Below are 26,323 nucleotides of genomic sequence, written 5' to 3' on the forward strand. Positions count from 1 at the left end.
ATGGGCGTGATTAACGAGTTCAAGGCCTTCGCGGTCAAAGGCAATGTCGTCGACATGGCCGTCGGGATCATCATCGGTGCAGCTTTCGGCAAAATCGTTTCGTCATTCGTTGGCGACGTCATCATGCCTCCGATCGGCCTTTTGATCGGCGGGGTGGACTTCAGCGACCTGGCCATCACCCTCAAGGCGGCACAAGGCGATGCGCCTGCGGTGGTATTGGCCTATGGCAAATTCATTCAAAGCACCATTGATTTCATCATTGTGGCGTTCGCCATTTTCATGGGCGTCAAGGCCATCAACCGCCTCAAGCGCGAAGAAGCCGTTGCCCCCAGCGCTCCACCGGTTCCGACCAAGGAAGAACTGTTGCTGAGCGAAATTCGCGACCTGCTCAAGGCCCAGAACGAGAGGCCCTGACTCACACTTCGCCGCCTATGGCGTGGAATTTATCTCCTCGCCACAGGCGCATTTTCTACCAGTAGTTTTCCACCGCCACCTGACCTGGCCGACGGGTGAGACTCAGTTGCAGGCCCCTGGCTTTGAGCAGCTTGCGCGTGTCATCAATCATCTGCGGATTACCGCACAACATCACCCGCGAATGTTCCGGCGTCAGCCCGGTGTCAGCCGCCCTTTCCAGCTCGCCAGTTTCGATCAGCGTCGTGATTCGTCCGCTGAGCGCACCAGGGTGCTGCTCACGGGTGACCGTCGCGATAAACCGAAACTTATGAGCGTACTCGGCCAGGTAGTCGCGCTGGGTCAACCCTTTGATCAGATCCTGATACGCCAACTCCTGCGCCTCGCGGACGCTGTACACCAGGATGATCCTCTCGAATTTTTCCCAGACTTCGAAATCCTGGAGAATCGAGAGAAACGGCGCGACGCCCGTGCCCGTGGACAGCAGCCACAAATCGCGCCCGTCAACAAAGCGATCAAGCGTCAGGTAGCCAAAGGCCTGGCGATCCACCAGCAAGCTATCGCCTGGCTGCAACCGACTAAGTTCGCTGGTGAACTCGCCCTCCGGTACGACAATGGAAAAAAACTCAAGGAATTCATCGAACGGCGAAGACACCATGGAATACGCTCGCCAAACGATGGTGCCATCGGCTTTTGCGACCCCCAACCGGGCAAATTGACCCGCCTGAAAACGAAAACCGCGGTCCCGCGTGGTACGCAATGTAAACAAGTGAGGTGTCACTGGCTGCACATCGAGCAAGGTTTGACAGGTGAATTTCTCTGAGCTGTCGATCATGAGCCACTCCAATGAGACAAGACTTACAGTGTCCCGCAAAGTGAGCCCCTTCACCACTGACAGCAAATAGTGGCACTTTAGCCACTAGCGTCCCCGTCGCCGCCCCTATCCTCTACCAGACTTATACAAAGCTACAATTACTGTAAAAACAAATTCGATAGTTTATTTCTTAAACATTCCAAACTGTAAACAAACAAAAAAAACTCACTGCAAATTAAGAATAGTCCTACACTAAAAATTCGCATCATGGATTGGATCCGCATGGACAAACTCAACCCAGGAGAGAGCGATGGACAAGTGGAAGGACTTGCTATTGAGGAAGCTATCCTGTGAAAAAGACTTACAGACGGCCTATCGTCTGGTTCTGAATTTCTTTAACAATCAGGGATTTGAATATTGCGCATTTTCAGCCTATCTCGGAAGCCCCGACAGGCACACCAACAAGGTAAATCTTAATAACTATCCTTATGGATGGGACAAACTTTATGAACAGAACGGCTATGCGTCGAACGATCCATTAGTAGCACATTGCAATCAATCACCGCTTCCTATTTTGTGGGATGAAACTGTTTTTGCTCAGGCCCCCAAGTTGTGGCGGGACCTTAATCGACAGGGACTTAAATATGGCTGGACCCAGGCCGTTCATGATGAACAGGGGGCACATTGCAGCCTTTTCAGTCTGGCTCGGACTCATTGCCCCATCGATATTGAGGAGCACTACGCAAATCTCGGCTACGCCATTTTCGCCAGTCAAAGACTGCATGCGCTGGCCAGCAAAAAACTGGCTGACGCTGCCGCGACCACACAAAAATGTCATTTATCACCCAGAGAGATTGAAGTATTGAGGTGGTCGGCCGAAGGCAAGACGGCCTCGGAAGTGGGCAGAATCCTCTGTCTCTCCGAGCGCACCGTGAACTTCCATGTGTGCAGTTGCATGCGAAAGCTGAACGTCAACAACAAAATCTCAGCGGTAGCCAAGGCGGCCCACATCCATGTGATCTGAACCGTGCGGCGCTGTTACCTAGCTGAAAAACCCGCGAGTAATGCCTGGCAAAAAAACGTACCATTTACGGCTCCACTTGAGTGATGACGCGCCAAGCACGCGACGTAGTTCATTCAGGCGGTCCCGCTGAGACACCTGCCCCGGGGCAGCGGGACATTCGTTGATCTCCAGAGTCCCAGCCATGCCCTTGCTCGACAGTCCCTTCGCTCAACTTGACCTGATCCGCCAGCCCGAACAGCAGAATGAGCCGCTGCAAGCCTTCGACGCGGCCGATGAATACCTGCTCGCGTATCTGGCCGAACAACAGCCCCTCGCCGATACCCGGGTCCTGGTCCTCAATGACAGCTTTGGTGCCCTGGCGGCGAGCCTTGCCGGCAAGGTTGACGTCATCAGCAGCAGCGACTCGTACCTGGCCTTGCACGCGCTGGAGAAAAACCTGGTGCGCAACGGCCTGCCCTTCGATGCGGTGTCGACCTTGCCGGCGAGTGAACCGTTGACCGGACCGTTCGACCGCGTCCTGATCAAAGTGCCGAAAACCCTGGCCCTGCTGGAAGAACAACTGATTCGCCTGCAAGGCCAATTAGCCCCCGACGCCCAGGTGATTGCCGCAGCGATGGTCAAGCATCTGCCCCGGGCCGCCGGCGACCTGTTGGAGCGCTACGTTGGCCCGGTGCAGGCCTCGCTGGCAGTGAAAAAAGCCCGGTTGTTGATCGCCACGCCAGAAGCGCTCTGGCCACAAAACCGCGTACCGGCCGTATCGCCCTACCCCACTCGCTATTGGCTGGAAGAACCGAAGATCGAATTGCTTAACCACGCCAACGTGTTCTGTCGCGAAGGCCTGGACATTGGCACCCGAGCATTTCTGCCGCATCTGCCAAAGAACCTGGGCACCGCCCGCGTCGCGGACCTGGGGTGCGGCAACGGTGTTCTGGCAATCGCCAGCGCCCTGCAGAATCCCGAGGCCCGCTACACCTTGGTGGATGAGTCGTACATGGCCGTGCAGTCGGCCGCCGAGAACTGGCGCGCCGCCCTGGGTGAGCGCGAGGTGACAATACGGGCCGGGGATGGCCTGGCCGGGCAAGAGGCGCAGTCATTGGACGTGGTGCTGTGTAATCCGCCCTTCCACCAACAGCAGGTGGTGGGCGACTTCCTGGCCTGGCGGATGTTTCAGCAGGCGCGCGAAGCGCTGGTGGTCGGCGGCGCGCTGTACATCGTCGGCAATCGGCACCTGGGCTACCACAGCAAACTGGCGCGGTTGTTCCGGGGTGTCGAACAAGTGGCGGCGACCCCGAAATTCGTCATCCTCAAGGCCCGCAAATAACCTAACCCTGCCCCGCAAGCGTCAGTGGGTAGTCAGTCCTGCGGCGTTCATGAACATCCGCATCAGGCTGGCGACGATAAACAGCGCCAGCACACTGCCGGCCCAGATCAGCGCCAGCCAGCCAAGCCGCTGCCAGAGCGGCTTCTTTTCAGCCGCTTCGATGTCTTTCAAATCAGGCTTGGCCATTTTCAATGCCTCGCTGGTCAATCAATGGTAGCCGTCGTCGTGGGTCACCTTGCCGCGGAACACGTAATAGCTCCAGAAGGTGTACACCAGGATCAAAGGAATGATGAACAGCGTCCCGACCAGCATGAACCCTTGGCTCTGGGGCGGTGACGCCGCATCCCAGATGGAGATGGACGGCGGCACGATGTTCGGCCACAAGCTGATACCCAAACCGCTGTAACCGAGGAAGATCAGCACCAGGGTAAGGATGAACGGCGTGTAATTGGCATTGCGGGCCACCGCGCGGAACAACCCGTACATCGTCACCAGCACCAGGATCGGCACCGGCAGGAACCAGAACAGGTTCGGTAGGGTAAACCAGCGCGCCGCGATATCGGCGTGGGCCAGCGGGGTCCAGATGCTGACGATACCGATCACCGCCAGTACCCCGAACGCCAGCGGCCTGGCCAGGTTGTGCATCTGCTCCTGCAACTTGCCTTCGGTTTTCATGATCAGCCAGGTGCAGCCGAGCAAGGCGTAGGCGGCGATCAACGCCAGGCCACAGAAGACTGTGAACGGTGTGAACCAGTCCAGGGAGCCGCCGGCGAACTGGCGATCGACCACTTCGAAGCCATCGATGAACGCGCCCAGCGCTACCCCCTGGAAGAAGGTGGCCGTCAGGGAGCCGCCGATGAACGCCTTGTCCCACAGATGGCGCTTGTCAGCCTTGGCCTTGAAGCGAAACTCAAAGGCCACGCCGCGGAAGATCAGGCCGATGAGCATCAGGATCAACGGCAGGTACAGCGCCGAAAGCACCACTGAATAAGCCAGCGGAAACGCTCCGAACAGGCCCGCGCCGCCCAGCACCAGCCAGGTTTCGTTACCGTCCCAGACCGGCGCCACGGTGTTCATCATCACGTCGCGGTCACGCTCGCCCTTGATGAAGGGGAAGAGAATTGCCGATTCCCAGGTCAAAGCCATCCATGATCACGTACATCATGATGCCGAAGATGATGACCACGGCCCAGATCAGCGGAAGATCAATACCCATGACTCAATTCCCCTTAAGCGAGCTGTCGTTATGGTCCACTTCGTCGTCGCCATCGTCGGCGGCCGACAATGGACGGGCCGGGGTACGTTTCTGACCAGGGCCACCATCGGCCGGCTCGTCCTCATGGGCTTCCGGCCCTTTGCGCACCAGGCGCATCATGTAGCTCAGGCCCGCACCGAACAGCGCGAAAATACACCACGACGAACAACACCAGGGTGATACTCATCTGCGCAAAACTGTGGCCGGACGAAGCATCGGCCGTGCGCATCAAGCCGTAGACCACCCAGGGCTGACGGCCGATCTCGGTGGTGAACCAGCCCGCCAGGATCGCAATCAGGCCGGACGGCCCCATCCACAGCACCATGTAAAGAAAGGGTCGGGACTGGTAGAGCCGGTCATTGCGGCGCAGCCAGAGACTGCACAAGCCGGTGAAAATCATCAGCAGTCCCAGGCCCACCATGATCCGGAACGACCAGAACACGATGGTCGAATTCGGTCGGTCTTCAGGTGGGAACTCCTTGAGGGCCGGTACCTGTTTGTCCAGGCTGTGGGTCAGGATCAGGCTGCCCAAGTAGGGGATTTCCACGGCGAACCGGGTTTTTTCCGCCTGCATGTCCGGCCAGCCAAACAGGATCAGCGGGGTAGGTTCATTGCCGACGTTTTCCCAGTGGCCTTCGATGGCCGCAATCTTCGCCGGTTGGTGCTTGAGGGTGTTGAGGCCATGGAAGTCGCCGATGACCGCTTGTATCGGTGCCACCAGCAATGCCATCCACATCGCCATCGACAGCATGCGGCGAATGGCCGGGGTATCGCGGCCACGCAGCAAGTGCCAGGCCGCCGACGAGCCGACAAAGAACGCCGTAGCGACGAACGCCGCCGTCGACATGTGCAGCAGCCGATAAGGGAACGAGGGGTTGAACACCACCGCCAGCCAGTCGACAGGAATGACCCGGCCATCAATGATTTCGTAGCCCTGCGGGGTCTGCATCCAACTGTTGGAGGCCAGGATCCAGAACGTCGAGATCAGCGTACCGATCGCCACCATGACCGTGGAAAAGAAATGCAGGCCGCGCCCGACGCGGTTCCAACCGAACAGCATCACGCCGAGGAAACCCGCTTCGAGGAAGAACGCCGTGAGCACCTCGTAGGTCAGCAGCGGCCCGGTGACCGCGCCGGCGAAGTCAGAGAAACGACTCCAGTTGGTGCCGAACTGATAGGCCATGACCAATCCGGATACCACCCCCATGCCGAAGTTGACGGCAAATATCTTCGACCAGAAGTGGTACAGGTCGCGGTAGGTGTCGTCGCGAGTCTTGAGCCACAAGCCCTCGAGTACCGCCAGGTAACTCGCCAGGCCGATGGTGATGGCCGGGAACAGGATATGGAACGAGATGGTGAACGCGAACTGGATTCGGGCGAGATCGAGCGCCTCCAAACCGAACATAAGTCTTCCTCTGTCAGGTAAAACCGGCTGCGGGCGGGGCTTGCATCGCAACCTCCAGGGATATGGAGTGCGATGCTTTTCAAATCGTTCTTTTTTTAAACCGTCACAACGCAGGAACGTGGCCGGATGGCCCCAGCCCAAGGCCCCGGAGGGTATTGACCTGGATCAAGCAATGTTCAAAGAGTAGTCGCATTATGGCCGATGGACGGCGTGGTCTTTTGTCGCGTGACAGGTTGCCTCAGTGCTGCAATCCCGCTCTAAGCCAAGATTTCTTAAATCTTGAGGAGTGCACTGTTGTGGCGAGGGGATTTATCCCCGCTCGAGTGCGCAGCGCTCGCAAAAGCTTGGGGCCGCTTCGCACCCCAGCGGGGATAAATCCCCTCGCCACAAAAAAAGCGTGCTATGTGAAAAGTAGATGTTTGGCTAACTATTTTTTTCGCCACCGCAACCTCCAGTTACAACTCGGTGATAATCTCGATGCCCTCATCACCGGACCCGTCATAGATGCCCAGCCAAGCGCCAATGCTGCTCCGCCACCATCGTCCCTTCATCGCCTTCTGGCTGGCCCGTATTTTCACCGCCAGTGGTTTCCAGATGCTCACGGTGGCCATCGGCTGGAACCTCTATCAACTGACCGGCAACGTATTGGACCTGGGTCTTGTCGGGCTGGTGGAGTTCGCTCCGCGTGTGCTGTTCATGCTGCACACCGGGCATGTGGCCGACCGCTATGACCGCCGCAAGGTCGCGGCGATCTGCCAGTCGTTGCAGGCGATGATCGCCCTGGCGCTGGTCATCGGCAGCGCCACCGATAACGTCACGCGAGAGATGATCTTCATCCTCGCCTTCCTGTTGGGCGCCGCCCGCTCCTTTGAAATGCCGACCACCCAGGCGCTGCTACCGAGCATCGTGCCGGCCGCGCTGTTTCCCCGCGCCGTGGCCGCCGCGCAATCGGCCCAGCAGTCCGCTACCATCGTCGCCCCAGCGCTGGGCGGTCTGCTCTATGCCTTTGGCAGCGTCTGGGTCTACGGGCCGACCGTGTTGCTCTACGTCATCGCCTGCTGCCTGATGCTCAACCTGCCCGCTCGCCAGACGCCGCTGAACAAAGGCAAGGCAACGATGGATTCGTTGCTGGCCGGGATTCGCTTCATTCGCAGCCGCCCGGACATTCTCGGGGCGATTTCCCTGGACCTGTTCGCGGTACTGCTGGGCGGCGCGACGGCGCTCCTGCCGGTGTTTGCCAAAGATATTCTGCTTACTGGCCCCTGGGGCCTGGGGCTGCTGCGCTCGGCTCCAGCGGTGGGGGCCTTGCTGATGTCGCTATGGCTGGCGCGGTTTGCCGTGGAGCGCAAGGTCGGTCGGGTGATGTTCACCGCCGTGGGCGTGTTCGGCGTCGCCACCATTGCCTTCGGCCTCTCCACTTCGTTCTGGTTTTCCCTGGCGGTGCTGGTGGTGCTGGGCGCGGCGGACATGATCAGCATGGTGATCCGCGCCTCCTTCGTACAGTTGGAAACGCCGGACGAAATGCGCGGCCGGGTCAGCGCGGTGAACGGGCTGTTCATCGGTGCCTCGAACCAGTTGGGTGAATTCGAGTCCGGGCTGACCGCCCACTGGTTCGGCACCGTTCCGGCGGTGGTCATGGGCGGTGTCGGTACGCTGTTGGTCACCGGGGTCTGGATCAAACTGTTCCCAACCCTGGCCAACCGTGACCGGATGCACGAACCGGTTGAAGCAGCGAAAACCTAAAGCAATTTATCGAGTGTGATGGGAAAGTCCCGGACCCGTTTGCCGGTGGCGTGATAAATCGCATTGGCCACGGCCGCTGCCACGCCGACGATACCGATCTCACCGACGCCCTTGGAGCCGAGGGCATTGACGATTTCATCGCGCTCGTCGACAAAAATCACGTCAATGTCACCGATGTCGGCGTTTACCGGCACATGGTACTCCGCCAGGCTGTGGTTCATGTGCCGGCCCAAGGCATGATCAGTCAAGGTCTCTTCGTGCAGGGCCATGCCGACGCCCCAGACCACTCCACCGAGGATCTGGCTGCGCGCGGTTTTCGGGTTGATCACTCGCCCGGCAGCGATGGCGCTGACCACCCGATTGACCTTCACCGTGCCCAAGTCCTCATCCACCAGCACTTCGACAAACACCGCCGAATGCGTCGCCGTGGCGTAGGCTTGGCGCTTTTCGTCCGGCTCGGCAGTGACCTGAATCTGCAAGGGCGTCTCGCCGCTTTTTTGCGCCAACTCTGCCAACGAGACACAGGCCTCGCCCAATCGGAGCTGACCGTCGGCAAACGTCACTTGCTCAAGGGTCGCGCCACCAAAGGCCGGACAGGCCTGCCGCGCCACAGCCAGGAGTTTTTCCTTCAAGGCTGCACAGGCCTGCTGCACCGCAGTGCCCACCGACGAGACGGTGAACGAACCGCCCTGCAGCGGCGCAGTAGGCAGCGATGAGTCACCGAGAATAAAGGTGACGTTTTCCAGGGAAACGCCTGAAGCTTCGGCGGCGATCTGGGTCATGACCGTATAGGTGCCAGTGCCGATGTCAGTGGTGGCGCTGCTGACGGTCAATTTGCCGTTGGCATCCAGCGAGGCCTGGGCGCTGGCCTTCTGCTGCATGGCCTCCCACACGCCGCCCGCCATGCCCCAACCGACCAACTGCCGACCTTCACGCATGCTGCGCGGTTCCGGGTTGCGCTTGTTCCAGCCGAAACGGTCTGCGCCCTGGGCATAGCACTCTCGCAGCGCCTTGCTGGAGTACGGCTTGCCTTCGTTCTCGTTACGCTCGGCGTAATTGATCAACCGCAGTTGAACCGGATCGATCGCCAGGGCACAGGCCAGTTCATCCATGGCGCACTCCAGGCCGATCAGCCCCAGGGCGGCGCCGGGGGCGCGCATGTCCAGTGGCGTATAGACGTCCAAGGGCACCAGTTTGTAGGTCAACTCCACGTTGTCGCAGTGATAGAGCATGCCGCTCCACTCCACCACATGCTCAGTGAAGTCTTCGAAGCGAGAGGTCTGGCCGATAGCAGTATGCGCCACCGCCAACAGTCGCCCGTTGGCCGCGGCCCCCAGTTGCACACGCTGAAAGGTCCGTGGCCGGTAGCCAAACGTAAACATTTGCTGACGCGTCAGACTGACCCGCACCGAGCGTTTGAGCGCCAGCGCTGCCATCACCGCCAGGGGCAGTTGGTACTGTGGCCGCAGCCCGGAACCGAAGGCGCCGCCCACATAGGCGGCAAACACTCGCACCTGGTCTTTCTCAAGCCCGAAGACCTTTTGCACATAGGCCTGGCAGTTTTGCGTGCCTTGGGTCTTGTCGTGAATATGCAGGCTGCCGTCGGGTTGATACAGCACGGTCGAGGCATGGGGCTCCATCGGGTTGTGATGTTCAACCGGCGTGCTGTAGGACACATCCACGCTGAGCGCCGAACTGGCGTACTCGCCCTGAAAATTCCCACGGGGCTTGGGCAATTCGGCCGGTGCCGGATGGGCTTCGTTTTGCAGGATTGCCAGATCGGTCTGATGGTCCTGGGCTTGGTATTCAATTTCAATCAGTGACCCGGCGTAGCGGGCCAACTCCAGGTTTTGCGCCACGACCAGCGCCAGAGGTTGGCCGCTGTACAGTATCTGGTCGTTGAACAGCGGCCGGAAAGGCGAACCGTCCGCCGCATCGGCATCCTGATAAGGCTCGTCGTAGCTGGCGATCCTCGGGCGGTTGGTGTGGTCGATGACCGCAACCACACCGGGCAGCGCCAAGGCTCGGGAAGCATCGATGTTCAACACACGGCCACGGGCGATGGCGCCGGACACCACGCTACCGTGCAGCAAGCCGTCCTCGGGGTATTCAGCCGCATAACGGGCCTGGCCGGTGACCTTGAGCAGGCCATCGACCCGGTCCAGCGGCTGCCCTATGGATTTGCTCGAAGCATTCATCAGGCTTGCCCTCCCACCAGTGCCGCATCACTCAAGGCGCGGACCACCGCCCGACGCGCCAGTCTGACCTTGAAGGCGTTATGTTCCAGCGGCTCGGCGTTTTGCAACAGCGCGTCAGCAGCAGCGGTGAAGGTTTCGCGGCTGACGGTCTGGCCGGTCAGCCAGCTCTCCACGGCCCGGTCGCGCCAAGGTTTGTGGGCGACCCCACCCAGGGCCAGGCGCGCCTGGCGGATCACCGGTCCGTCCAGCTCCAGCGCCGCTGCCACCGACACCAGCGCAAAGGCGTAGGAGGCCCGGTCGCGAATTTTCAAGTAATGGCTGTGTTGCGCGAAACCGGCGGCAGGCAACTCAATGGCGGTGATCAGTTCATCATCGGCCAGTTGGTTGTCCCTTTCCGGGGCATCACCGGGCAGGCGGTGAAAGTCAGCGAACTCGATGGTCCGTGCCCCACCACGACCGATAACATGAACCACTGCCTCCAGGGCAGCCAGCGCCACGCACATGTCGGAAGGGTGCGTGGCGACACATTGCTCACTGGCGCCGAAAATCGCGTGCATACGGTTCAAGCCGTCCCGAGCCGGGCAGCCGCTGCCGGGCCGCCGCTTGTTGCACGGCACGTTGGCGTCATAGAAGTAATAACAGCGGGTGCGTTGCAGGAGGTTACCGCCGGTGCTGGCCATGTTGCGCAACTGCGGCGAGGCGCCCGCCAGGATGGCCTGGGAGAGCAGCGGATAGCGGCGCTGGATCCAGGGATGCCAGGCCAGGTCGGCATTGCTCACCAGTGCGCCGATCATCACCCCGCCGCAAGGGGTTTCGCTGAGATCCGCCAGGGGTAGCCCGGTAATGTCGATCAGGTGTTCGGGGCGGGTGAGGTTCTCTTTCATCAGGTCCAGCAGGTTGGTGCCACCGGCAATGAAGCGTGAAACCGGGCTCGACAAGTCGACGGCAGCCTGCACAGTGTCGGGCTTGCTGTATTGGAAAGGGTTCATTGATCACCTCCCTGCTGGCAGAGCGGCAACGCCTCTTCGATAGCATCACGAATGTTGTTGTAGGCGCCGCACCGGCAGAGATTGCCGCTCATCAGTTCGCTGATCTGCCCGCCAGTCTGTGCCCGGCCTTCATTGGCCAATCCCACCGCGGAGCAGATCTGCCCAGGCGTGCAGTAACCGCACTGGAAGGCGTCGTGCTTGATAAAAGCTTGCTGCATGGGATGCAACTGATCCCCATTGGCCAACCCTTCGATGGTGGTCAGCTCAGCGCCGTCGCACATTACCGCCAGGGTCAGGCAGGCGTTGATCCGCTTGCCATTGCGCAGCACCGTACAGGCGCCACATTGGCCGTGGTCGCAGCCCTTCTTGCTGCCCACCAAATCCAGTTGCTCACGCAGCAGGTCCAGCAGCGTGGTCCAGGGCAGCACGTGCAGTTCGCGCGCCTGGCCATTGAGCGTCAGGCGGATCGGATGGCGGACGAAGGACGCCTGCGTCGCTTCGGACAGGGTCGCGCTCATAAACACCTCACGGTTGGTCGTACACTCGCGGCGTTTTCGCAAACCGCCGTCATAAGGGGTACGACTTCGGGGCGGGGAGAGCGTTCAAGGCAATTTCGACGCGCCGAAAGAGCCTCTGGCCATCGCAGGACACACAGATTTGTATGGTGTGTGCGGTACATATGTACCGCACCGAGTGTAATGTATCGCCTTACACTCTATTCCATGATTAAATCCTTCCGACACAAAGGCCTCAGGATCTTCTATGAAACGGGTTCGACCCGTGGAATCCGGGCTGACCATGGAAAACGCCTGGCTCGCATGCTCCAGTTCATGGACCGGGCGCAGTCGCCTGACGACTTGGATATCCCCGGGTGGCGACTGCATCCACTCAGAGGTGAGCTGGTTGAATACTGGTCGCTGAGTGTTTCGGGAAACTGGCGAATTATTTTTCGTTTTAGCGGATCGGATATCGAACTGGTCGATTATCTGGACTACCACTGACAGGAGGCTGGAACATGCCCATGCACAATCCGCCACACCCTGGCGAAACGCTACTGATGGATGTGTTGCCCGAACTGGGCATCACCGTCACCGAGCTGGCGCGGCATTTGGGCTTCGCCCGGCCCCATCTCTCTCGGGTATTGCATGGTCATGCACCCGTCAGCCCCGATCTGGCGGTGCGCCTGGAACGGGCCGGGATCGGCAAGGCCAGGGTCTGGCTGGGCGTCCAGACAGACTATGATCTGTGGCAAGCCGAGCAGCGTGAACAACCTTTGATCGAACGTTTCCCTCACCACGCCTGATGCCTGTCAGGCCAGCAACTCCGCCGCCACCACGCCCCTCACGCCCTTGCCACAGAGCTGTTCCACCAGCGTCAAGGCAAACGCCAGCGCGGCGGCCGAGCCTTGGGCGGTGATGCAGTTGCCGTCCACCACCACCGGCTGATCGACGAAATTGCAACCGGACAGTTGCGGGCTCACGGCGGGCAGGCAGGTCATGCGGCGCTGGCGCAGTACGCCGAAGGCTTGCAGGGCCAGGGCCGGAGCTTCGGCGATGGCAGCGAAGAAACGTCCAGTGGCGGCCTGGTCCTTGATCAGTTGTCGCAGTGGCTGATGGGCCGCCAAGTGTTGGGCGCCGATGATGCCACCGGGCAGCGCGATCAGGTCGAAATCCTGCACAAGCACGTCCACCAGCATGCCATCAGCGGTCAGGCGCGTGCCGCGGGCACAGGTGAGCATCCGCCGCCCTTCTATACTCGCCACCACCACTTCGACCTGAGCGCGACGCAGCACATCGATCAAAGTGACGGTCTGCAAATCATCGACACCTTCGGCGACGGCAATCAGGGCTCGGGGCATCTTGGTTCCAGGCATCATGGGCGTTCTCCGCTGGGTGGTTCCTGAAGTGTAGGAGTTACCGAAGGCTCGGGCCGCGTTCGGACGATCGTTTGACCTTTCGCTTTGGGACTCAAGCGCTGGGGAAAAGATCGCAGCCTCGCTTCGCTGGACAGCTCCTACACCGCGCCTGCAGGGGACTGCGGGTCATTTGATGTACAGCTGGGTCGACATCCGGTTGCCTGGTGCGTTGATCGACTGGTTGCTGAAGCTGAAGGTGCCTTCCTGCTTGCCCTTCAGGTCGAAGATATACAAATAACCGACCGTTTTGGTCCGGGCGGAGCAATCATTCAGGTTGCCATTGCTGAACGCACACACCGGCGAGCGGGTGCCATCGACTTCAAAGCCGTCCAGCGTGACATGGGGCTGGCGGCCATAACCCACCTCCAGCACGTAGACCTTGATATTCGGGCCGCTGTGATTGCAACGGGTCTGCGCTTGCCCTTGGACGATGTCTTCAAAGCCACAGGCGGGCGACTCGACCTTGAGCACCTTGACCTCGCTCAGGGGCGGTGCCGATGCGGCAATGACGGCCTGCCCGGGTAACCCCAGGCCCAGCGCGCACCCCAATGCGGCCAACAGATGATTTTTCATGCGATACATAAGATCTCCCGGAACCGCGCGCAGTATGGCCCACTTGGCGCGTCGGCAAAACATCGACGAGGATCGCAGCCATAGCGACACGCTGCTGGTATGATGCGCGGCTTTTTCCGACCCACAGAAAATTCCCGAGCGCCCCTGGCGGTCTGTGCTTTGCTGTTGAGGTCGATACATTCACGGCGCCCGGCGCGCCACGGGGAGCAGACATGCTGGAAAGGCTGTTTCAACTCAAGGCACACAACACCAACGTGCGGACCGAGATTCTGGCGGGCGTCACGACCTTTTTGGCCATGGCCTACATTCTGTTCGTCAACCCGAGCATCCTCGGCGAAACCGGCATGGACAAGGGTGCGTTGTTCGTCGCCACCTGCCTGGCCGCAGCAATCGGTTCCGCAACCATGGGCCTGATCGCCAACTACCCGATCGCCCTCGCGCCGGGCATGGGCCTGAATGCGTTTTTCACCTACACCGTGGTCCTGCACATGGGCCATACCTGGCAAGTGGCGCTGGGTGCGGTGTTCATTTCCGCCGTGTTGTTCTTCCTGCTGTCGATCTTTCGTATCCGCGAGTGGATCATCAACAGCATCCCGCTGCCCCTGCGCTCGGCCATCGCCGCCGGTATCGGCCTGTTCCTGGCGCTGATCGCCCTGAATAATGCCGGCATCGTGGTGAAAAACCCGGCAACCATGGTCGGCCTCGGTGATTTGAAACAACCCGCACCGATCCTCGCTACCCTCGGCTTCGTCCTGATCGTCGCCCTCGAAGCACTGAAAGTGCGCGGCGCCGTGCTGATCGGCATCCTGGCGGTCACCCTCGTTTCGATCCTGTTGGGCTTCACGCCGTTCGGCGGCGTGATGTCGATGCCGCCATCCCTGGCGCCGACCTTCCTGCAACTGGACATCAAGGGCGCCCTGGACATCGGTCTGGTGAGCGTGATCTTCGCCTTCCTGTTCGTCGATCTGTTCGACAATTCCGGGACCCTGATCGGCGTCGCCAAGCGCGCCGGGCTGATGGGCCCGGATGGACACATGCCAAAGATGGGCCGAGCACTGATCGCCGACAGCACCGCCGCCATGGCCGGTTCGCTGCTGGGCACCTCCACCACCACCAGCTACATCGAGTCGGCGGCGGGCGTCAGCGCCGGCGGCCGCACCGGCCTGACCGCCATCGTTGTAGCGTTCCTGTTCCTGCTGGCGCTGTTCTTCTCGCCACTGGCCTCCAGTGTCCCGGCCTTCGCCACGGCACCGGCGCTGTTGTTCGTGGCCGTGCTGATGACCTCGGGCCTGGCGGAAATCGACTGGGACGACATCACCGTGGCCGCTCCCGTGGTGATTACCGCGCTGGCGATGCCGTTCACCTATTCCATCGCCAACGGCATTGCCTTTGGTTTCATCGCCTGGACCGCCATCAAACTGGTGTCTGGCCGTGGCCGTGAGCTGAACCCGGCGCTGGTCATCCTGTCGATTCTGTTCGTGATCAAGTTGGGTTGGTTCAACGCATGACTTTTGATTCCCAGGCCTACGCCGTCCAGCTCCTGGACAAGGTCCGCCGCTTGCGTGACCTGCTGGCTCCGTTCGATGCGCCGGAGCCAGCAGTGTTCGACTCACCGCTGGAGCACTTCCGCCTGCGGGCCGAGTTTCGCCTGTGGCGCGAGGCCGGCGAACGGCATTACGCGATGTTCTCCCAGGACGACAAGCGCACGCCGATCCTCATCGAGCAATTTCCCATCGCCAGCCTGCGCATCAACCAGTTGATGCCGCAACTCAAGGCGGCCTGGCAAGCCAGCGCGCCGCTGAGTCATAAGCTGTTCCAGGTGGAGTTCCTGACCACCCTGGCCGACGATGCGATGATCACCCTGTGCTATCACCGCCCGCTGGATGAACATTGGCACACCGCGGCCTCGAAACTGGCGAGCGACCTCGGTGTGAGCATCATCGGTCGCTCCAAAGGCAAACGGGAAGTGATCGGCCATGACTACGTGGTGGAGAAACTCGACGTGGGTGGTCGCACTTTCAGCTATCGCCAACCTGAAGGCGCCTTCACCCAACCCAACGGCACGGTGAACCAGAAGATGCTCAATTGGGCCTTTGATGCATTGGGTGAGCGCAACGATGATCTGCTGGAGCTGTACTGCGGCAACGGCAACTTCACCCTGCCCCTGGCCACCCGCGTGCGCAAAGTGCTGGCGACCGAAATCAGCAAGACTTCGGTGAACGCCGCGCTGAGCAACCTCAGCGAAAACGCGGTGGATAACGTGACCCTGGTGCGCCTGTCAGCCGAAGAATTGACCCAGGCCCTGAACGAAGTCCGCCCGTTCCGTCGCTTGCATGGCATCGACCTCAAAAGCTATGAATTCGCCAGCGTCTTCGTCGACCCGCCTCGCGCCGGCATGGACCCGGACACCTGCGAGCTGACCCGACGCTTCGACAATATCCTGTACATCTCCTGCAACCCCGAAACCCTCGCCGCCAACATCGCACAACTGCACGATACCCATCGCATCACGCGCTGCGCGATGTTCGATCAATTCCCCTGGACCCATCACATGGAATCCGGGGTGTTGTTGACGCGGCGCTAAACGCTGGGGCGGCCTCCCCTCCGGGCTGGACTGGGCAAAGCTCTGTGGGAGCAAGGCTTGCCCGCGATGCAGGCGGCTCGATTTCTGAAAGACCACATCGCCTTTATCGCGGGCAAGCCTTGCTCCCACAGATTGATCCCCTCGCCACAAGTGCCCTCCCTCCTCTCCTGACCAAGGTCATGTTCGATCATCGAACACTTATTGCTCGATGCCATCGGCTTTGTTTGACCAAATTAACCATCTAGTACAATTTATCTCCACCGGCTGAAATCTGCCGACACCAACAATAAAAATTGTGGAGAAATTGCGATGCCTCCGATCGTTCTGGTGCTCAACGGCCCGAACCTGAACCTGCTCGGCACCCGCGAGCCGGCCACCTACGGTCACGAAACCCTGGCCGACCTCTCGTCTTTGTGCGGCCGCGCCGCTGAAGAGTTCGGCTTGGCGGTGGAGTTTCGCCAGACCAATCAGGAAGGCGAACTGCTGGACTGGATTCACGCCGCCCGAGGCCGGTGTGCTGGCATCGTCATCAATCCGGCCGCCTGGACCCACACCTCGGTGGCGATTCGTGATGCGCTGGTCGCCAGCGAAGTCCCGGTGATCGAGGTGCATCTGTCCAACGTTCACGCCCGCGAAACGTTCCGTCATCACTCCTTTGTTTCATCGGTCGCCATCGGTGTGATGTGCGGGTTTGGCAGCCATGGTTATCGCCTGGCCCTGGAACATTTCAGTCAGCGGTTGAAGGGTTGATGAGCATGTCGAATATCACCGTGCTTGCCGGCCTGATTGGTGCGGGCATCCAGGCTTCGCGTACCCCTGCGCTCCATGAGCGCGAGGGCGATGCCCAAGGCATGCGTTACCTCTATCGACTGATCGACCTCGACGCCCTGGCACTCGACAGCAGCGCCCTGCCCGATTTGCTCAAGGCCGCCGAACGCATGAACTTCACCGGTCTGAACATCACCTTTCCCTGCAAGCAGGCGATCATCCCGCTGCTGGACGAGCTGTCGCCCGAGGCCAGGGGCATTGGCGCGGTGAATACCGTGGTGTTCAAGGAGGGCAAACGCATCGGCCACAACACCGACTGCCTGGGGTTCGCCGAAGGGTTTCGCCGCGGTCTGGGTGAAGTGGCGCGCAAGCATGTGGTCCAGATGGGTGCCGGTGGCGCAGGCGCGGCGGTGGCCCACGCGCTGTTGGCAGAAGGCACACAGACGCTGAGCATTTTTGATGTGGAAGTCAGCCGCGCCGAAGCGCTGGCAAACAACCTGAATCAACATTTCGGTCCTGGCCGCGCCCGGGCCGGGCATGATTTGCCTACCGCCATGGCCGAGGCGGATGGCCTGGTGAATACCACGCCCATGGGCATGGCTAAACTGCCGGGCATGCCGGTGCCGGTGGAGCTGCTGCGGGGCCAATTGTGGGTCGCGGAAATCGTCTACTTCCCGCTGGAAACCGAACTGCTGCGCCACGCCCGCGCCCTCGGCTGCCGCACGCTGGATGGCGGCAACATGGCAGTGTTCCAGGCGGTGAAGGCGTTCGAGCTGTTCAGCGGCGTGGCGCCGGATGCGCAACGGATGCTGGAGCATTTCCAGAGCATGAATCACTGAAACCAGCGACATCCCCCTGTGGGAGCGGGCTTGCTCGCGAATGCGGTGCGTCAGTAGGAAAATGTGCGACTGACACACCGCATTCGCGAGCAAGCCCGCTCCCACACAAGAAATCCTCGCGCCTTCAGGCCTGCAAGTATCTCAACACCGACTCACAAATCATCTGGCGATGACGCTGCTTGATCGCTTCGTCCGGCAAATCGATCTGAAAAATCTCACCGAATGTGTGGCGGTTGGACACGCGGTAAAAGCAGAACGAACTGATCAGCAGATGCACATCCAGCGGTTCGAGGCCAGCGCGGAATACCCCCTCTTCGGCACCTCGGCGCAGGATCACGCCCAGGGAATCAAGGATGGTATTGGTCATCGCCTTGATTGCGCCCGATTGCTTGACGTACTCGGCGTTGTGGATGTTTTCGATGCAAACGATACGCACGAAATCCACATTGCGGTCATGGTGGTCGAAGGTGAACTCCACCAGGCGCCGGATCGCATCGACCGGGGCCAGCTCCGCCAAGTGCAGGCGGCTCTCGGTGTTGCGGATATCGCCGTAGAGTTTTTCCAGGACCTCGACGTACAACTGCTCCTTGCTGCCGAAGTAGTAGTAGATCATGCGCTTGGAGGTGTGGATGCGCTCAGCAATGGCATCGACCCGGGCGCCGGACAGGCCCTGCTGGACGAACTCGACGATGGCTTCCTGAAGAATGTTTTCCCGGGTTTTCTCCGGGTTGTTCTTGCGACTCTTGCGCGGCTCGACAACAGGTTCGTCGAGGTCTGCGGAAAGCTCTGAATTCATAGTCATTGCGGGGCTCACGGCCATCACTGCACAGGTTGGCGATTATGGGCCGCACCGCGCAGTCAAGCCAAGCCACGGGGTTGCCCTTTACGCCGCGTTTACGATTTCTCTACAACTTGGCGTGCCGCAAGCCACCGCTGCGTGACTTGGCCATGGCCGCCAGCCGCACCGCGACATTGGCGGCGCCGTAGCCGGCATAACCATTCTTGCGTTGGATGATTTCAAAGAAAAAACGCCCTTCGAACGGCTCGGTGTAGACGTGAAACAACTCGCCGCCCTGGGCGTCACGGTCGTACAACACGTTGAAATACGCCAGCTCGCTGAGAAACTCATCGTCAAAATCGAAACGCGCCGCCAGGTCATCGTAATAGTTGAGCGGAATGTCCAGCAACGGCACACCGGCCTCTTTGGCGCGGCTGACCTGGGCGAAAATGTCATCGCAGTCGAAGGCGATGTGATGCACGCCGGAGCCGCGATAACTGGACAGCGCATGTGAGATCGCGGTGTTCCGGTTTTCGGAAATATTGAGCGGTAGCCGGATCGAACTGCAACGGCTACGCAGGGCACGACTCTTTACCAAACCATACGGATCGGGCAACACCACTTCGTCGTCGGCTTCGAAATCCAGCAGGCTCTTGTAGAACAGCACCCAGCTGTCCAGGCTGTCGGCCGGCAGCGCCATCGCCATGTGGTCGATACGCTTGAGTCCGGCACCGATGACAGCGCCTGGTTGCAGGTTGAAATCGGTGCCGTAGACGTCGGCGTCCTGGTCCACCAGGTAGATCAGGCTGCCGTCCGGTGCGCGCACCGCCGCCAACTCCAGTTCGTTGGGCCCCACCAGGCCGCGATAAGGCTGGCCCTTGTAGGCCACGGCCCGCTCCAGGGCACTGGCGCTGTTTTTGACCCGCACCGCGGTGGCGCAGAGCGATGGCCCGTGGGCTTCGAAAAAACTGTGGGCAAAAGAATAGGGTTCGCCATTGAGGATCAGGTTGATATCGCCCTGGCGCAGCAGGCTCACGTTCTTGGAGCGATGCTGGCCGGCCTTGACGAACCCCAGCCGCTCCAGCCAATGGGACAGCTTCGCGCCAAGGTTGTCGTCCACCGCAAACTCGAGGAATTCGATACCGTTGTATTCGCTGGCCGGTGGTGTGGCGAACAGGATGTCAGCATTGCTCGCCGGCTCAGCTTCTTCGGCCAGCCGCTGGCGGGTCTTCTCTTCCAGGTACAGCAAAGAACGCAGGCCGTCGGCGGCATTGGCCCGTGGTGGCGCGGCGCGGAAACCGTCGTTGAAAATCTCCAGCGACAGTGGCCCGGTGTAGCCACTCTTGATGATCGGCGCCAGGAAGCCCGGCAGATCGAACTCGCCCTGGCCCGGGAAGCAACGGAAATGCCGGCTCCACTCCAGGACATCCATCGCCAGGATCGGCGCATCGGCCATTTGCACGAAGAAAATCTTGTCGCCGGGGATCTGGGCAATCGCACTCGGATCGCCCTTGAGGGACAAGGTGTGGAAGCTGTCGAGCAACACGCCCAGGTTGGGGTGGTCGGCCTGGCGCACGATGTTCCAGACCTGTTGATAAGTGTTGACGTGTCGGCCCCAGGCCAGCGCCTCGTAACCAATACGCAAGCCTCGCGCACCGGCTCGTTCGGCCAGCAATCGCAGGTCATCCACCAGAATTTGTTGATCACCGCGACTGTCGGCCGAGGCGTTGCTGCACACCAGCACCAGGTCGGTGCCCAGCTCCTGCATCAGGTCGAACTTGCGCTCGGCCCGCTCCAGATTGCGCGCAAGGCGTTCGCGACGACAACCTTCAAAGTCCCGAAACGGCTGGAACAGCGTGATGGCGATGCCCAGGTCGGCGCACATCTGCCTGATTTCCCGAGGGCTGCCATCGTAATAGAGAAGGTCATTCTCGAAGATCTCCACGCCGTCGAATCCGGCGGCGGCAATGGCTTCAAGTTTCTCCGGCAGGGTACCGCTCAAGGACACGGTGGCAATGGAACGCTGCATGACTTCGGCTCCCGGGACAGGCATCGGCTACACACAGGTGTGCCGCTTTTGAAAGAGTGAGCCGATTATTGGGCTGAAGGTTTGTTTCAGCAATTTAATATGTACCATCCGGTTAGTTTTTTGGGCGATTATCGAACACAATGCCCGATCAGCGAATTGACGATTTTTTGCTCACTGCGCACCATCGGCCCCTATTGAGGCCGGCCTGATCACCGGCATCTCTGGACAGACCCAGACCACACCATAAGAATTTCAAAAACGGGTACACGTTATGATTCCTTCCCAAAGCTCCCGCCTGCCCCCCGTCCTGGGTGCCACGAACGCTGGCGTCGGTGACAAGATCCGCGGCGCCCTGGCCGTGGGCAAGACCCGTTGGGGCATGCTCGCCCTGGTGTTTTTCGCCACCACCCTGAACTACATCGACCGCGCCGCACTGGGCGTGATGCAGCCCATTCTCGCCAAGGAAATGAGCTGGACGGCGATGGATTACGCCAACATCAACTTCTGGTTCCAGGTTGGCTATGCCATCGGTTTCGTGCTGCAAGGCCGACTGATCGACCGGGTCGGCGTCAAGCGCGTGTTCTTCTGTGCCGTGCTGCTCTGGAGCCTGGCGACCGGCGCCCATGGCCTGGCCACGTCGGCGGTGGGCTTCATGGTCTGCCGCTTTATTCTGGGTCTGACCGAAGCGGCGAACTACCCGGCCTGCGTGAAGACCACGCGGCTATGGTTCCCGGCCGGTGAGCGGGCCGTGGCGACCGGTATTTTCAACGCCGGGACCAACGTTGGCGCGATGTTCACGCCAATGTTGCTGCCACTGGTCCTGCAGGTATGGGGCTGGCAGGCTGCGTTCCTGTGCATGGCCGCGCTGGGCGGGATCTGGCTGGTGTTCTGGGGCCTGAAATACTTCAACCCGGAGGATCATCCCAGCGTCAAACAGTCGGAACTGGACTACATCCAGGCCCAGGACGAACCCGATCAGGTCCGCGTGCCCTTCTCCCGTATCCTGCGCATGCGCGGCACCTGGGCGTTCGCCCTGGCCTACTCGATCACCGCACCGGTGTTCTGGTTCTACCTCTACTGGTTGCCGCCGTTCCTGAACCAGCAATACAACCTGGGCATCAACGTGACCCAGATGGGCATCCCGCTGATCATCATCTACCTCACCGCCGATTTCGGCAGCGTGGGCGGCGGGATTCTGTCTTCATTCCTGATCGGCCGCGGCCTGAACCCGATCAAGGCACGGCTGATTTCCATGTTGCTGTTCGCCTGCTGCATCATCGGCGTGATCATGGCTGCCGGCACAAGCAACCTGTGGATGGCAGTGTTTGCCATTTCCCTGGCCATCGGCGCGCACCAGGCCTGGACCGCCAATATCTGGAGCCTGGTGATGGACTACACGCCCAAGCACATGATGAGTACGGTGTTCGGCTTCGGCGGCATGTGCGCCGCCATTGGCGGGATGTTCATGACCCAGTTGGTGGGCCACATCCTCACGGTGACCAACAATAACTACACCGTACTGTTCACCCTGATCCCGGCGATGTACTTCATTGCTCTGGTCTGGATGTACTTCATGGCACCGCGCAAGGTTCCGACGCTGGAAAGCTGATACCCGTCAGCCCGGGATTCATCCCATGTGGGAGCAAGGTTTGCCCGCGATGCAGGCACCTCGGTTCACTTAGGACCGCATCGTGTTCATCGCGGGCAAGCCTTGCGCCCACAATCGCTCCCACCATGCGATCCCACCACGGTCCGCGTTAGCTGCGCCGCTGTTGCCAGGCTGCCGCCAACCCACTCAAGCAAATCAGAGCGATACCAACCACCGTGGTCAGCGTCGGCGTATGGCTGAACAGCAACCAGCCCAGCAGCCCGGCAAACACAATCTGGCAATACCCGAAGGGCGCAAGCAGCGCCGGGGCGGCGAAGCGGAAGGCCTGGGTCAGCATCAGGTGCGCCGTCATCCCGCACGCCCCCAGCGCAAGCATCATTGCCCCATGCGTCAGGCTGGGCACTTGCCAGAAGAACGGCACCAGCGCGCTCATCACCAAGGTGTTGCACAGCCCGGCGAAGAAATTGCTGGTGGTGGGGCTGTCGATCTCGCTGAGTTTGCGCGTGAGCAGTTGATAGAAACAGAAAAACAGCGCCGAACAGAACGGCAACAACACCGCTGGCGTGAACAGGTCGCCGCCCGGGTGGACAATGATCAACACCCCGATAAAGCCGAAGATCACTGCGATCCACTGGCCGCGCGTCACGTGTTCGCCCAGCAAAGGCACCGACAATGCAGTGACCAGCACGGGCGCCAGGAAGTTGACCGCGGTCGCCTCCGCCAGAGGGATGTACAGCAGCGCCGTGGTGAAAAACAGGCTGGTACCCAACAGGCACAACGCACGCGCCAACTGCCATAACGGACGCTTGGTACGCAGCACCCGCAGCCCCGAACGCGGCAGGAAAATCCCCGCCATCAACAGCGTGTGCACCACATAACGCGCCCACACCACCATGATGATCGGATAGAACCCTGAAAGGTATTTGGACAAGGCGTCATGGCTGGAAAACAGGAACGTCGCGCAGAGTATCAACAGGATGCCCTTGAAGGCCTGATTGACGCCGGAAAGCGGGGTGCTGACGGTCATGTAGGAATCCTGCGTTGCTTGATGTAGGGAGCCAATGTCTGCGACGGCGAATTCAGCTGAACAACTCCGATGCCTGGCTGGCGTGTGACAATTCCTCGGTAAACGCAAGCAGGGTCGGCGCCAGCTCATGCAGCCTCGATCGCGTCATCCGAGCGGTGGGCCCGGCAATACTGAGCACGCCCAAGACCCGGCCATCCAGTGGATGACGCACCACGGCAGCAATGGCTGAGGTGCCGACCGCCGAACTTTCCTCGACACAGGCATAGCCCTGCTCACGGGCCTGGCGCAGGTATTGAAGCAATTCAACGCTGTTGCGCGGTGCGTTGGGTCCCACGTCCGCCGGCATTTGCAGGGCCTGGCGGTCCACCAGCGACAGCGCCTCGGCGTCGCTCATGCACGCCAGCCAGGCATGGCCCGAGGCGGTATAGACCAACGGCGCCTCGCGGCCCATGTCGGGGTCGTAACGCAACCCGGACCGGGCGCCCTGGGACTTGGCAATCCAGGTCTGGCGATCACCCTCGATCACGCCCAGGCGTACCAGTTCACCGCTTTCCCGAGCCAGGCGATCGAGCACCGGCTGCACGATGTCGGCACCACTGCGCGACAGGTAGCGAAAGCCCAAGGCGACCAGTCGGGTCGATAAGTGATAACGCAGGTTCTCGGGATTCTGGCGCACGTAACCCAGGCGCGTCAGTTCAGCAAGCAAGCGGTGCGTGGCGCTCTTGGGAATCTGTAATTGTTCGGCCAACCCCTGCAGAGCCCAGCCGTGGGGATCGCTGGCGAGGCTTTCCAGCACATTGAAAACCCGTTCGATTTGACTGCCGGCCATGAAAACATCCAGATGAAAGGTGCTGATTCCAAAATACGAGAAGTGTAATGCAAATTCTGGAACCAGACATTCATTGTCAACCGATGAACCAAAACCCGTAGTGATTGCCTGAGAGCTCAGGCGTACGCCCTGAGCCTGCAAAAGCTAGACTCTCTGCGAATATCTGTCCGTGAACTGGCGGCAAACCCACTCAGCGGCAACACTCTTCACACGGTCAATCAGAGGATTTCCCACATGTTATGGAAAAAAGGTCGCCGCAGTGACAACGTGGTGGACGCCCGCGGGGACGGTGGGGGCGGCGGCGGGATGCGTTTCGGCGGCGGCAAGGGACTGAGCCTGACGGCCATTGTCCTGATCGTCGGCATCGGCTGGATCACCGGGCAGGACCCCATGCAGATTCTTGGGCAACTGGCCGGGCAGATGGACCAGACCTCGGCCCCCGCCTCCTCCCAAACCCGGCAGGCACCGCCCGCGAACGATGAACAGGCCGAGTTTGTGCGCTCGATCCTCGGTGATACTGAAGACACTTGGGGCCAGGTCTTCCAGCAAGCCGGGCGTCAGTACCAGCAACCCAAACTGGTACTGTTCAGCGGTCGGGTCAACTCGGCGTGCGGCCTCGCTTCATCAGCCACGGGCCCGTTCTATTGCCCGGCCGATAAACAGGTCTACCTGGACATGAGTTTTTTCCAGGAAATGTCCCAACGGTTCTCCGCCGCTGGGGATTTCGCCCAAGCCTACGTCATCGCCCATGAAGTCGGGCATCACGTCCAGACACTGCTCGGCGTGTCGGCAAAAATCCAGGAGGCTCGCCGCCAGGGTCGCCAGATGGAAGGCGATGGTGGTTTGCTGGTACGCCAGGAATTACAGGCCGATTGTCTGGCGGGCGTCTGGGCCAACCATGCGCAGAAGCGCCTGAACTGGCTGGAGCCGGGGGACGTCGAAGAGGCCTTGACCGCCGCCAACGCCATCGGTGATGACCGTTTGCAGCAGCAAGGCCAGGGCCGGGTGGTGCCGGACTCCTTTACCCACGGCACCTCGGCGCAACGGGTTCGCTGGTTCAAGACCGGGTTCGCCCAGGGTCAGGTCAGCCAATGCGACACCTTCGCGGCGAAAAATCTGTAATGAAGTGGGGCGTCCTCCTCAGCCTGATGCTGTGCTGCACCTTTGCCCAGGCAGACGAACAGGGCGTGAACGTGGTCGCTCAAGGGCGACTGCAACTCAAGGGCGGGGCCATGGTAGTCGGCGTGAGTCCGCCCCCGGCGTCTATCCAGCGCGTGTTGATCATCCTCCATGGCCGGCGGCGCAACGCCCAGACGTATCTGCACAGTGCTGAAAAGGCCGCCGCACACGCCGGTCAACTGACCACGACCCTGATCATCGCCCCCCAGTTTCTCAACGAACATGACGTTGCCCGCCATCAGTTGCCCAATGACCTGTTGCGCTGGCAGGGCAACGACTGGATGGCCGGCGGCTTATCCACGGGGCCCAAGGCGGTCAGTTCCTTTCAGGTCATCGACGACATCGTCGCCCGGGTCAGTGACCGGCAGCAGTTTCCCGAGGTGAAAGAGATCGTCATCGCAGGCCATTCCGGCGGCGCACAGGTCGCGCAGCGCTACGCCTTGCTCGCGCGCGGCCAACCCCGGATCGCACCGAGATTTGTCATCGCCAACCCGTCCTCCTATGCCTATTTCGATGCGCAGCGCCCCATGGCCTTCGACCCGGCCGGTTGTCCCGGTTTCAACCACTGGAAGTACGGCCTGCAGAACCTGCCCGCGTATGCAGCCGGACAAACGCCCGCCCAATTGGAAGACAAGTACATCAAGCGCGACATGGTCTATCTGCTTGGGCAACAGGACATCAACCCGGAGCACCCGGCGCTGGACAAAGGCTGTGAAGCGCAGACCCAAGGGCCGTATCGGTTACTGCGCGGGCAGTTCTTTTTTGACTACCTGACCCGGCGTCATCCCCAAGGGCTGAACCAGCGGCTGATCGAAGTGCCCGGGGTCGGGCATGATGGGGATGGGATGTTCAATTCCCCTGAGGGGCTGAAGGTGTTGTTCGGTCAGTGAGTTTTGCAGCGAATGATAGGGCCCTTTCGCGAGCAAGCCCGCTCCCACGGGGGCTCTCTGTCGATTACAAAATCTGTGTTCGCCACACATCCACTGTGGGAGCGGGCTTGCTCGCGAAAGCGATTAGCCAGCCCACACAAAAT

At 60.6% G+C, this 26,323-nt stretch carries 24 protein-coding genes and 2 pseudogenes; 13 read left to right on the forward strand and 13 right to left on the reverse strand.

Annotation, left to right across the window (positions count from 1 at the left end; genetic code table 11):
• Window positions 1-414, forward strand: a complete 414-nt coding sequence (gene mscL / locus PSH57_RS24830) for a large-conductance mechanosensitive channel protein MscL (RefSeq protein WP_047229580.1) — start codon at window positions 1-3, stop codon at window positions 412-414.
• 55 nt (window positions 415-469) lie between these two features.
• Here the strand turns inward: mscL and PSH57_RS24835 are convergent, their stop codons facing one another.
• Window positions 470-1,246 carry a ferredoxin--NADP reductase gene (locus PSH57_RS24835; protein ID WP_305385977.1) on the reverse strand — a complete coding sequence of 259 codons (777 nt, stop codon included), beginning with the start codon at window positions 1,244-1,246 and terminating at the stop codon, window positions 470-472.
• Window positions 1,247-1,535: 289 nt separating this feature from the next.
• On the opposite strand from PSH57_RS24835, the gene PSH57_RS24840 reads away from it, so the two are divergent.
• Window positions 1,536-2,249 carry an autoinducer binding domain-containing protein gene (locus PSH57_RS24840; RefSeq protein WP_305385978.1) on the forward strand — a complete coding sequence of 238 codons (714 nt, stop codon included), beginning with the start codon at window positions 1,536-1,538 and terminating at the stop codon, window positions 2,247-2,249.
• A 181-nt stretch (window positions 2,250-2,430) separates the two neighbouring features.
• Window positions 2,431-3,570: a methyltransferase gene (locus tag PSH57_RS24845; protein ID WP_305385979.1), complete on the forward strand. Its 1,140-nt coding sequence runs from the start codon at window positions 2,431-2,433 to the stop codon at window positions 3,568-3,570.
• A 21-nt stretch (window positions 3,571-3,591) separates the two neighbouring features.
• On the opposite strand, the gene PSH57_RS24850 is transcribed toward PSH57_RS24845, so the two are convergent.
• The 3 genes and pseudogenes from PSH57_RS24850 to PSH57_RS24860 form a co-directional block, all read right to left on the reverse strand.
• Window positions 3,592-3,756, reverse strand: coding sequence for a DUF2474 domain-containing protein (locus PSH57_RS24850; protein ID WP_076386412.1), 165 nt, complete (start codon window positions 3,754-3,756; stop codon window positions 3,592-3,594).
• Between the two features lie 21 nt (window positions 3,757-3,777).
• A pseudogene (cydB, locus tag PSH57_RS24855) lies at window positions 3,778-4,786 on the reverse strand (cytochrome d ubiquinol oxidase subunit II).
• A 3-nt stretch (window positions 4,787-4,789) separates the two neighbouring features.
• Window positions 4,790-6,230 (reverse strand): annotated as a pseudogene (locus PSH57_RS24860) (cytochrome ubiquinol oxidase subunit I).
• A gap of 504 nt (window positions 6,231-6,734) precedes the next feature.
• On the opposite strand from PSH57_RS24860, the gene PSH57_RS24865 reads away from it, so the two are divergent.
• Window positions 6,735-7,973, forward strand: coding sequence for an MFS transporter (locus PSH57_RS24865; RefSeq protein WP_305385981.1), 1,239 nt, complete (start codon window positions 6,735-6,737; stop codon window positions 7,971-7,973).
• On the opposite strand, the gene PSH57_RS24870 is transcribed toward PSH57_RS24865, so the two are convergent.
• From PSH57_RS24870 to PSH57_RS24880, 3 genes are read right to left on the reverse strand one after another with little or no spacing between them, the layout of a single operon-like run.
• On the reverse strand, window positions 7,970-10,171 hold the full coding sequence (locus tag PSH57_RS24870) for a xanthine dehydrogenase family protein molybdopterin-binding subunit (protein ID WP_305385982.1): 2,202 nt from the start codon (window positions 10,169-10,171) through the stop codon (window positions 7,970-7,972). The two genes, PSH57_RS24865 and PSH57_RS24870, sit on opposite strands and share 4 nt — an antisense overlap.
• Entirely contained in the window at window positions 10,171-11,160 is a 990-nt protein-coding gene (locus PSH57_RS24875; protein WP_305385983.1) for an FAD binding domain-containing protein, read from the reverse strand. The genes PSH57_RS24870 and PSH57_RS24875 overlap by 1 nt, the downstream gene beginning before the upstream one ends.
• A complete protein-coding gene (locus PSH57_RS24880; protein WP_305385984.1) occupies window positions 11,157-11,678 on the reverse strand; it encodes a (2Fe-2S)-binding protein in 522 nt (173 codons plus the stop codon). The genes PSH57_RS24875 and PSH57_RS24880 overlap by 4 nt, the downstream gene beginning before the upstream one ends.
• 204 nt (window positions 11,679-11,882) lie before the next feature.
• Here PSH57_RS24880 and PSH57_RS24885 point away from each other — a divergent pair, with 204 nt between their 5' ends.
• Window positions 11,883-12,161: a type II toxin-antitoxin system RelE/ParE family toxin gene (locus tag PSH57_RS24885; protein WP_256232838.1), complete on the forward strand. Its 279-nt coding sequence runs from the start codon at window positions 11,883-11,885 to the stop codon at window positions 12,159-12,161.
• A 14-nt stretch (window positions 12,162-12,175) separates the two neighbouring features.
• Window positions 12,176-12,463, forward strand: a complete 288-nt coding sequence (locus tag PSH57_RS24890; protein ID WP_305385985.1) for a HigA family addiction module antitoxin — start codon at window positions 12,176-12,178, stop codon at window positions 12,461-12,463.
• Between the two features lie 6 nt (window positions 12,464-12,469).
• Here PSH57_RS24890 and PSH57_RS24895 read toward each other — a convergent pair whose 3' ends face one another.
• Both PSH57_RS24895 and PSH57_RS24900 read right to left on the reverse strand, forming a co-directional pair.
• Complete coding sequence (locus PSH57_RS24895) at window positions 12,470-13,036, reverse strand: DJ-1 family glyoxalase III (RefSeq protein ID WP_305385986.1); 567 nt, start codon at window positions 13,034-13,036, stop codon at window positions 12,470-12,472.
• Window positions 13,037-13,201: 165 nt separating this feature from the next.
• Complete coding sequence (locus tag PSH57_RS24900; protein WP_422766056.1) at window positions 13,202-13,657, reverse strand: DUF4879 domain-containing protein; 456 nt, start codon at window positions 13,655-13,657, stop codon at window positions 13,202-13,204.
• 203 nt (window positions 13,658-13,860) lie between these two features.
• Between PSH57_RS24900 and PSH57_RS24905 the strand changes: the two genes are divergently transcribed.
• The 4 genes from PSH57_RS24905 to PSH57_RS24920 all read left to right on the forward strand — a co-directional run bounded on the left by PSH57_RS24905 (window position 13,861) and on the right by PSH57_RS24920 (window position 17,839).
• Window positions 13,861-15,156 carry an NCS2 family permease gene (locus tag PSH57_RS24905; RefSeq protein WP_305385987.1) on the forward strand — a complete coding sequence of 432 codons (1,296 nt, stop codon included), beginning with the start codon at window positions 13,861-13,863 and terminating at the stop codon, window positions 15,154-15,156.
• Entirely contained in the window at window positions 15,153-16,232 is a 1,080-nt protein-coding gene (gene trmA / locus PSH57_RS24910) for a tRNA (uridine(54)-C5)-methyltransferase TrmA (RefSeq protein WP_305385988.1), read from the forward strand. Before PSH57_RS24905 ends, trmA begins: the two co-directional genes overlap by 4 nt.
• Before the next feature lie 309 nt (window positions 16,233-16,541).
• Complete coding sequence (aroQ, locus tag PSH57_RS24915) at window positions 16,542-16,982, forward strand: type II 3-dehydroquinate dehydratase (protein WP_256232816.1); 441 nt, start codon at window positions 16,542-16,544, stop codon at window positions 16,980-16,982.
• A 5-nt stretch (window positions 16,983-16,987) separates the two neighbouring features.
• A complete protein-coding gene (locus PSH57_RS24920) occupies window positions 16,988-17,839 on the forward strand; it encodes a shikimate dehydrogenase (RefSeq protein ID WP_422766057.1) in 852 nt (283 codons plus the stop codon).
• Between the two features lie 124 nt (window positions 17,840-17,963).
• On the opposite strand, the gene PSH57_RS24925 is transcribed toward PSH57_RS24920, so the two are convergent.
• Together PSH57_RS24925 and quiC are read right to left on the reverse strand one after the other, a co-directional pair.
• Window positions 17,964-18,641, reverse strand: a complete 678-nt coding sequence (locus tag PSH57_RS24925) for a TetR/AcrR family transcriptional regulator (RefSeq protein ID WP_305385990.1) — start codon at window positions 18,639-18,641, stop codon at window positions 17,964-17,966.
• Between the two features lie 103 nt (window positions 18,642-18,744).
• The gene (gene quiC, locus PSH57_RS24930) at window positions 18,745-20,646 is read right to left on the reverse strand and encodes a 3-dehydroshikimate dehydratase QuiC (RefSeq protein ID WP_305385991.1); all 1,902 of its coding nucleotides are present in this window, start codon (window positions 20,644-20,646) and stop codon (window positions 18,745-18,747) included.
• Window positions 20,647-20,917: 271 nt separating this feature from the next.
• On the opposite strand from quiC, the gene PSH57_RS24935 reads away from it, so the two are divergent.
• The gene (locus PSH57_RS24935; RefSeq protein WP_305416178.1) at window positions 20,918-22,255 is read left to right on the forward strand and encodes an MFS transporter; all 1,338 of its coding nucleotides are present in this window, start codon (window positions 20,918-20,920) and stop codon (window positions 22,253-22,255) included.
• Window positions 22,256-22,403: 148 nt separating this feature from the next.
• Here the strand turns inward: PSH57_RS24935 and PSH57_RS24940 are convergent, their stop codons facing one another.
• Both PSH57_RS24940 and PSH57_RS24945 read right to left on the reverse strand, forming a co-directional pair.
• Window positions 22,404-23,282, reverse strand: coding sequence for a DMT family transporter (locus PSH57_RS24940; protein ID WP_305385992.1), 879 nt, complete (start codon window positions 23,280-23,282; stop codon window positions 22,404-22,406).
• 52 nt (window positions 23,283-23,334) lie between these two features.
• Window positions 23,335-24,111, reverse strand: coding sequence for an IclR family transcriptional regulator (locus PSH57_RS24945; RefSeq protein WP_305385993.1), 777 nt, complete (start codon window positions 24,109-24,111; stop codon window positions 23,335-23,337).
• A gap of 234 nt (window positions 24,112-24,345) precedes the next feature.
• Here PSH57_RS24945 and ypfJ point away from each other — a divergent pair, with 234 nt between their 5' ends.
• Window positions 24,346-25,233, forward strand: coding sequence for a KPN_02809 family neutral zinc metallopeptidase (ypfJ, locus tag PSH57_RS24950; RefSeq protein WP_256232809.1), 888 nt, complete (start codon window positions 24,346-24,348; stop codon window positions 25,231-25,233).
• The gene (locus PSH57_RS24955; protein WP_305416180.1) at window positions 25,233-26,180 is read left to right on the forward strand and encodes an alpha/beta fold hydrolase; all 948 of its coding nucleotides are present in this window, start codon (window positions 25,233-25,235) and stop codon (window positions 26,178-26,180) included. Before ypfJ ends, PSH57_RS24955 begins: the two co-directional genes overlap by 1 nt.
• Window positions 26,181-26,323: the final 143 nt, after the last annotated feature.

Origin of the sequence: Pseudomonas hefeiensis, assembly GCF_030687835.1 — a bacterium.
GTDB lineage: Bacteria > Pseudomonadota > Gammaproteobacteria > Pseudomonadales > Pseudomonadaceae > Aquipseudomonas > Aquipseudomonas hefeiensis.

Coding starts and splice junctions, on each gene's coding strand:
- mscL (WP_047229580.1), top strand. CDS start 1: ATGGGCGTGATTAACGAGTTCAAGGCCTTCGCGGTCAAAGGCAATGTC.
- PSH57_RS24835 (WP_305385977.1), bottom strand. CDS start 1,246: ATGATCGACAGCTCAGAGAAATTCACCTGTCAAACCTTGCTCGATGTG.
- PSH57_RS24840 (WP_305385978.1), top strand. CDS start 1,536: ATGGACAAGTGGAAGGACTTGCTATTGAGGAAGCTATCCTGTGAAAAA.
- PSH57_RS24845 (WP_305385979.1), top strand. CDS start 2,431: ATGCCCTTGCTCGACAGTCCCTTCGCTCAACTTGACCTGATCCGCCAG.
- PSH57_RS24850 (WP_076386412.1), bottom strand. CDS start 3,756: ATGGCCAAGCCTGATTTGAAAGACATCGAAGCGGCTGAAAAGAAGCCG.
- PSH57_RS24865 (WP_305385981.1), top strand. CDS start 6,735: ATGCCCAGCCAAGCGCCAATGCTGCTCCGCCACCATCGTCCCTTCATC.
- PSH57_RS24870 (WP_305385982.1), bottom strand. CDS start 10,171: ATGAATGCTTCGAGCAAATCCATAGGGCAGCCGCTGGACCGGGTCGAT.
- PSH57_RS24875 (WP_305385983.1), bottom strand. CDS start 11,160: ATGAACCCTTTCCAATACAGCAAGCCCGACACTGTGCAGGCTGCCGTC.
- PSH57_RS24880 (WP_305385984.1), bottom strand. CDS start 11,678: ATGAGCGCGACCCTGTCCGAAGCGACGCAGGCGTCCTTCGTCCGCCAT.
- PSH57_RS24885 (WP_256232838.1), top strand. CDS start 11,883: ATGATTAAATCCTTCCGACACAAAGGCCTCAGGATCTTCTATGAAACG.
- PSH57_RS24890 (WP_305385985.1), top strand. CDS start 12,176: ATGCCCATGCACAATCCGCCACACCCTGGCGAAACGCTACTGATGGAT.
- PSH57_RS24895 (WP_305385986.1), bottom strand. CDS start 13,036: ATGATGCCTGGAACCAAGATGCCCCGAGCCCTGATTGCCGTCGCCGAA.
- PSH57_RS24900 (WP_422766056.1), bottom strand. CDS start 13,657: ATGTATCGCATGAAAAATCATCTGTTGGCCGCATTGGGGTGCGCGCTG.
- PSH57_RS24905 (WP_305385987.1), top strand. CDS start 13,861: ATGCTGGAAAGGCTGTTTCAACTCAAGGCACACAACACCAACGTGCGG.
- trmA (WP_305385988.1), top strand. CDS start 15,153: ATGACTTTTGATTCCCAGGCCTACGCCGTCCAGCTCCTGGACAAGGTC.
- aroQ (WP_256232816.1), top strand. CDS start 16,542: ATGCCTCCGATCGTTCTGGTGCTCAACGGCCCGAACCTGAACCTGCTC.
- PSH57_RS24920 (WP_422766057.1), top strand. CDS start 16,988: ATGTCGAATATCACCGTGCTTGCCGGCCTGATTGGTGCGGGCATCCAG.
- PSH57_RS24925 (WP_305385990.1), bottom strand. CDS start 18,641: ATGACTATGAATTCAGAGCTTTCCGCAGACCTCGACGAACCTGTTGTC.
- quiC (WP_305385991.1), bottom strand. CDS start 20,646: ATGCAGCGTTCCATTGCCACCGTGTCCTTGAGCGGTACCCTGCCGGAG.
- PSH57_RS24935 (WP_305416178.1), top strand. CDS start 20,918: ATGATTCCTTCCCAAAGCTCCCGCCTGCCCCCCGTCCTGGGTGCCACG.
- PSH57_RS24940 (WP_305385992.1), bottom strand. CDS start 23,282: ATGACCGTCAGCACCCCGCTTTCCGGCGTCAATCAGGCCTTCAAGGGC.
- PSH57_RS24945 (WP_305385993.1), bottom strand. CDS start 24,111: ATGGCCGGCAGTCAAATCGAACGGGTTTTCAATGTGCTGGAAAGCCTC.
- ypfJ (WP_256232809.1), top strand. CDS start 24,346: ATGTTATGGAAAAAAGGTCGCCGCAGTGACAACGTGGTGGACGCCCGC.
- PSH57_RS24955 (WP_305416180.1), top strand. CDS start 25,233: ATGAAGTGGGGCGTCCTCCTCAGCCTGATGCTGTGCTGCACCTTTGCC.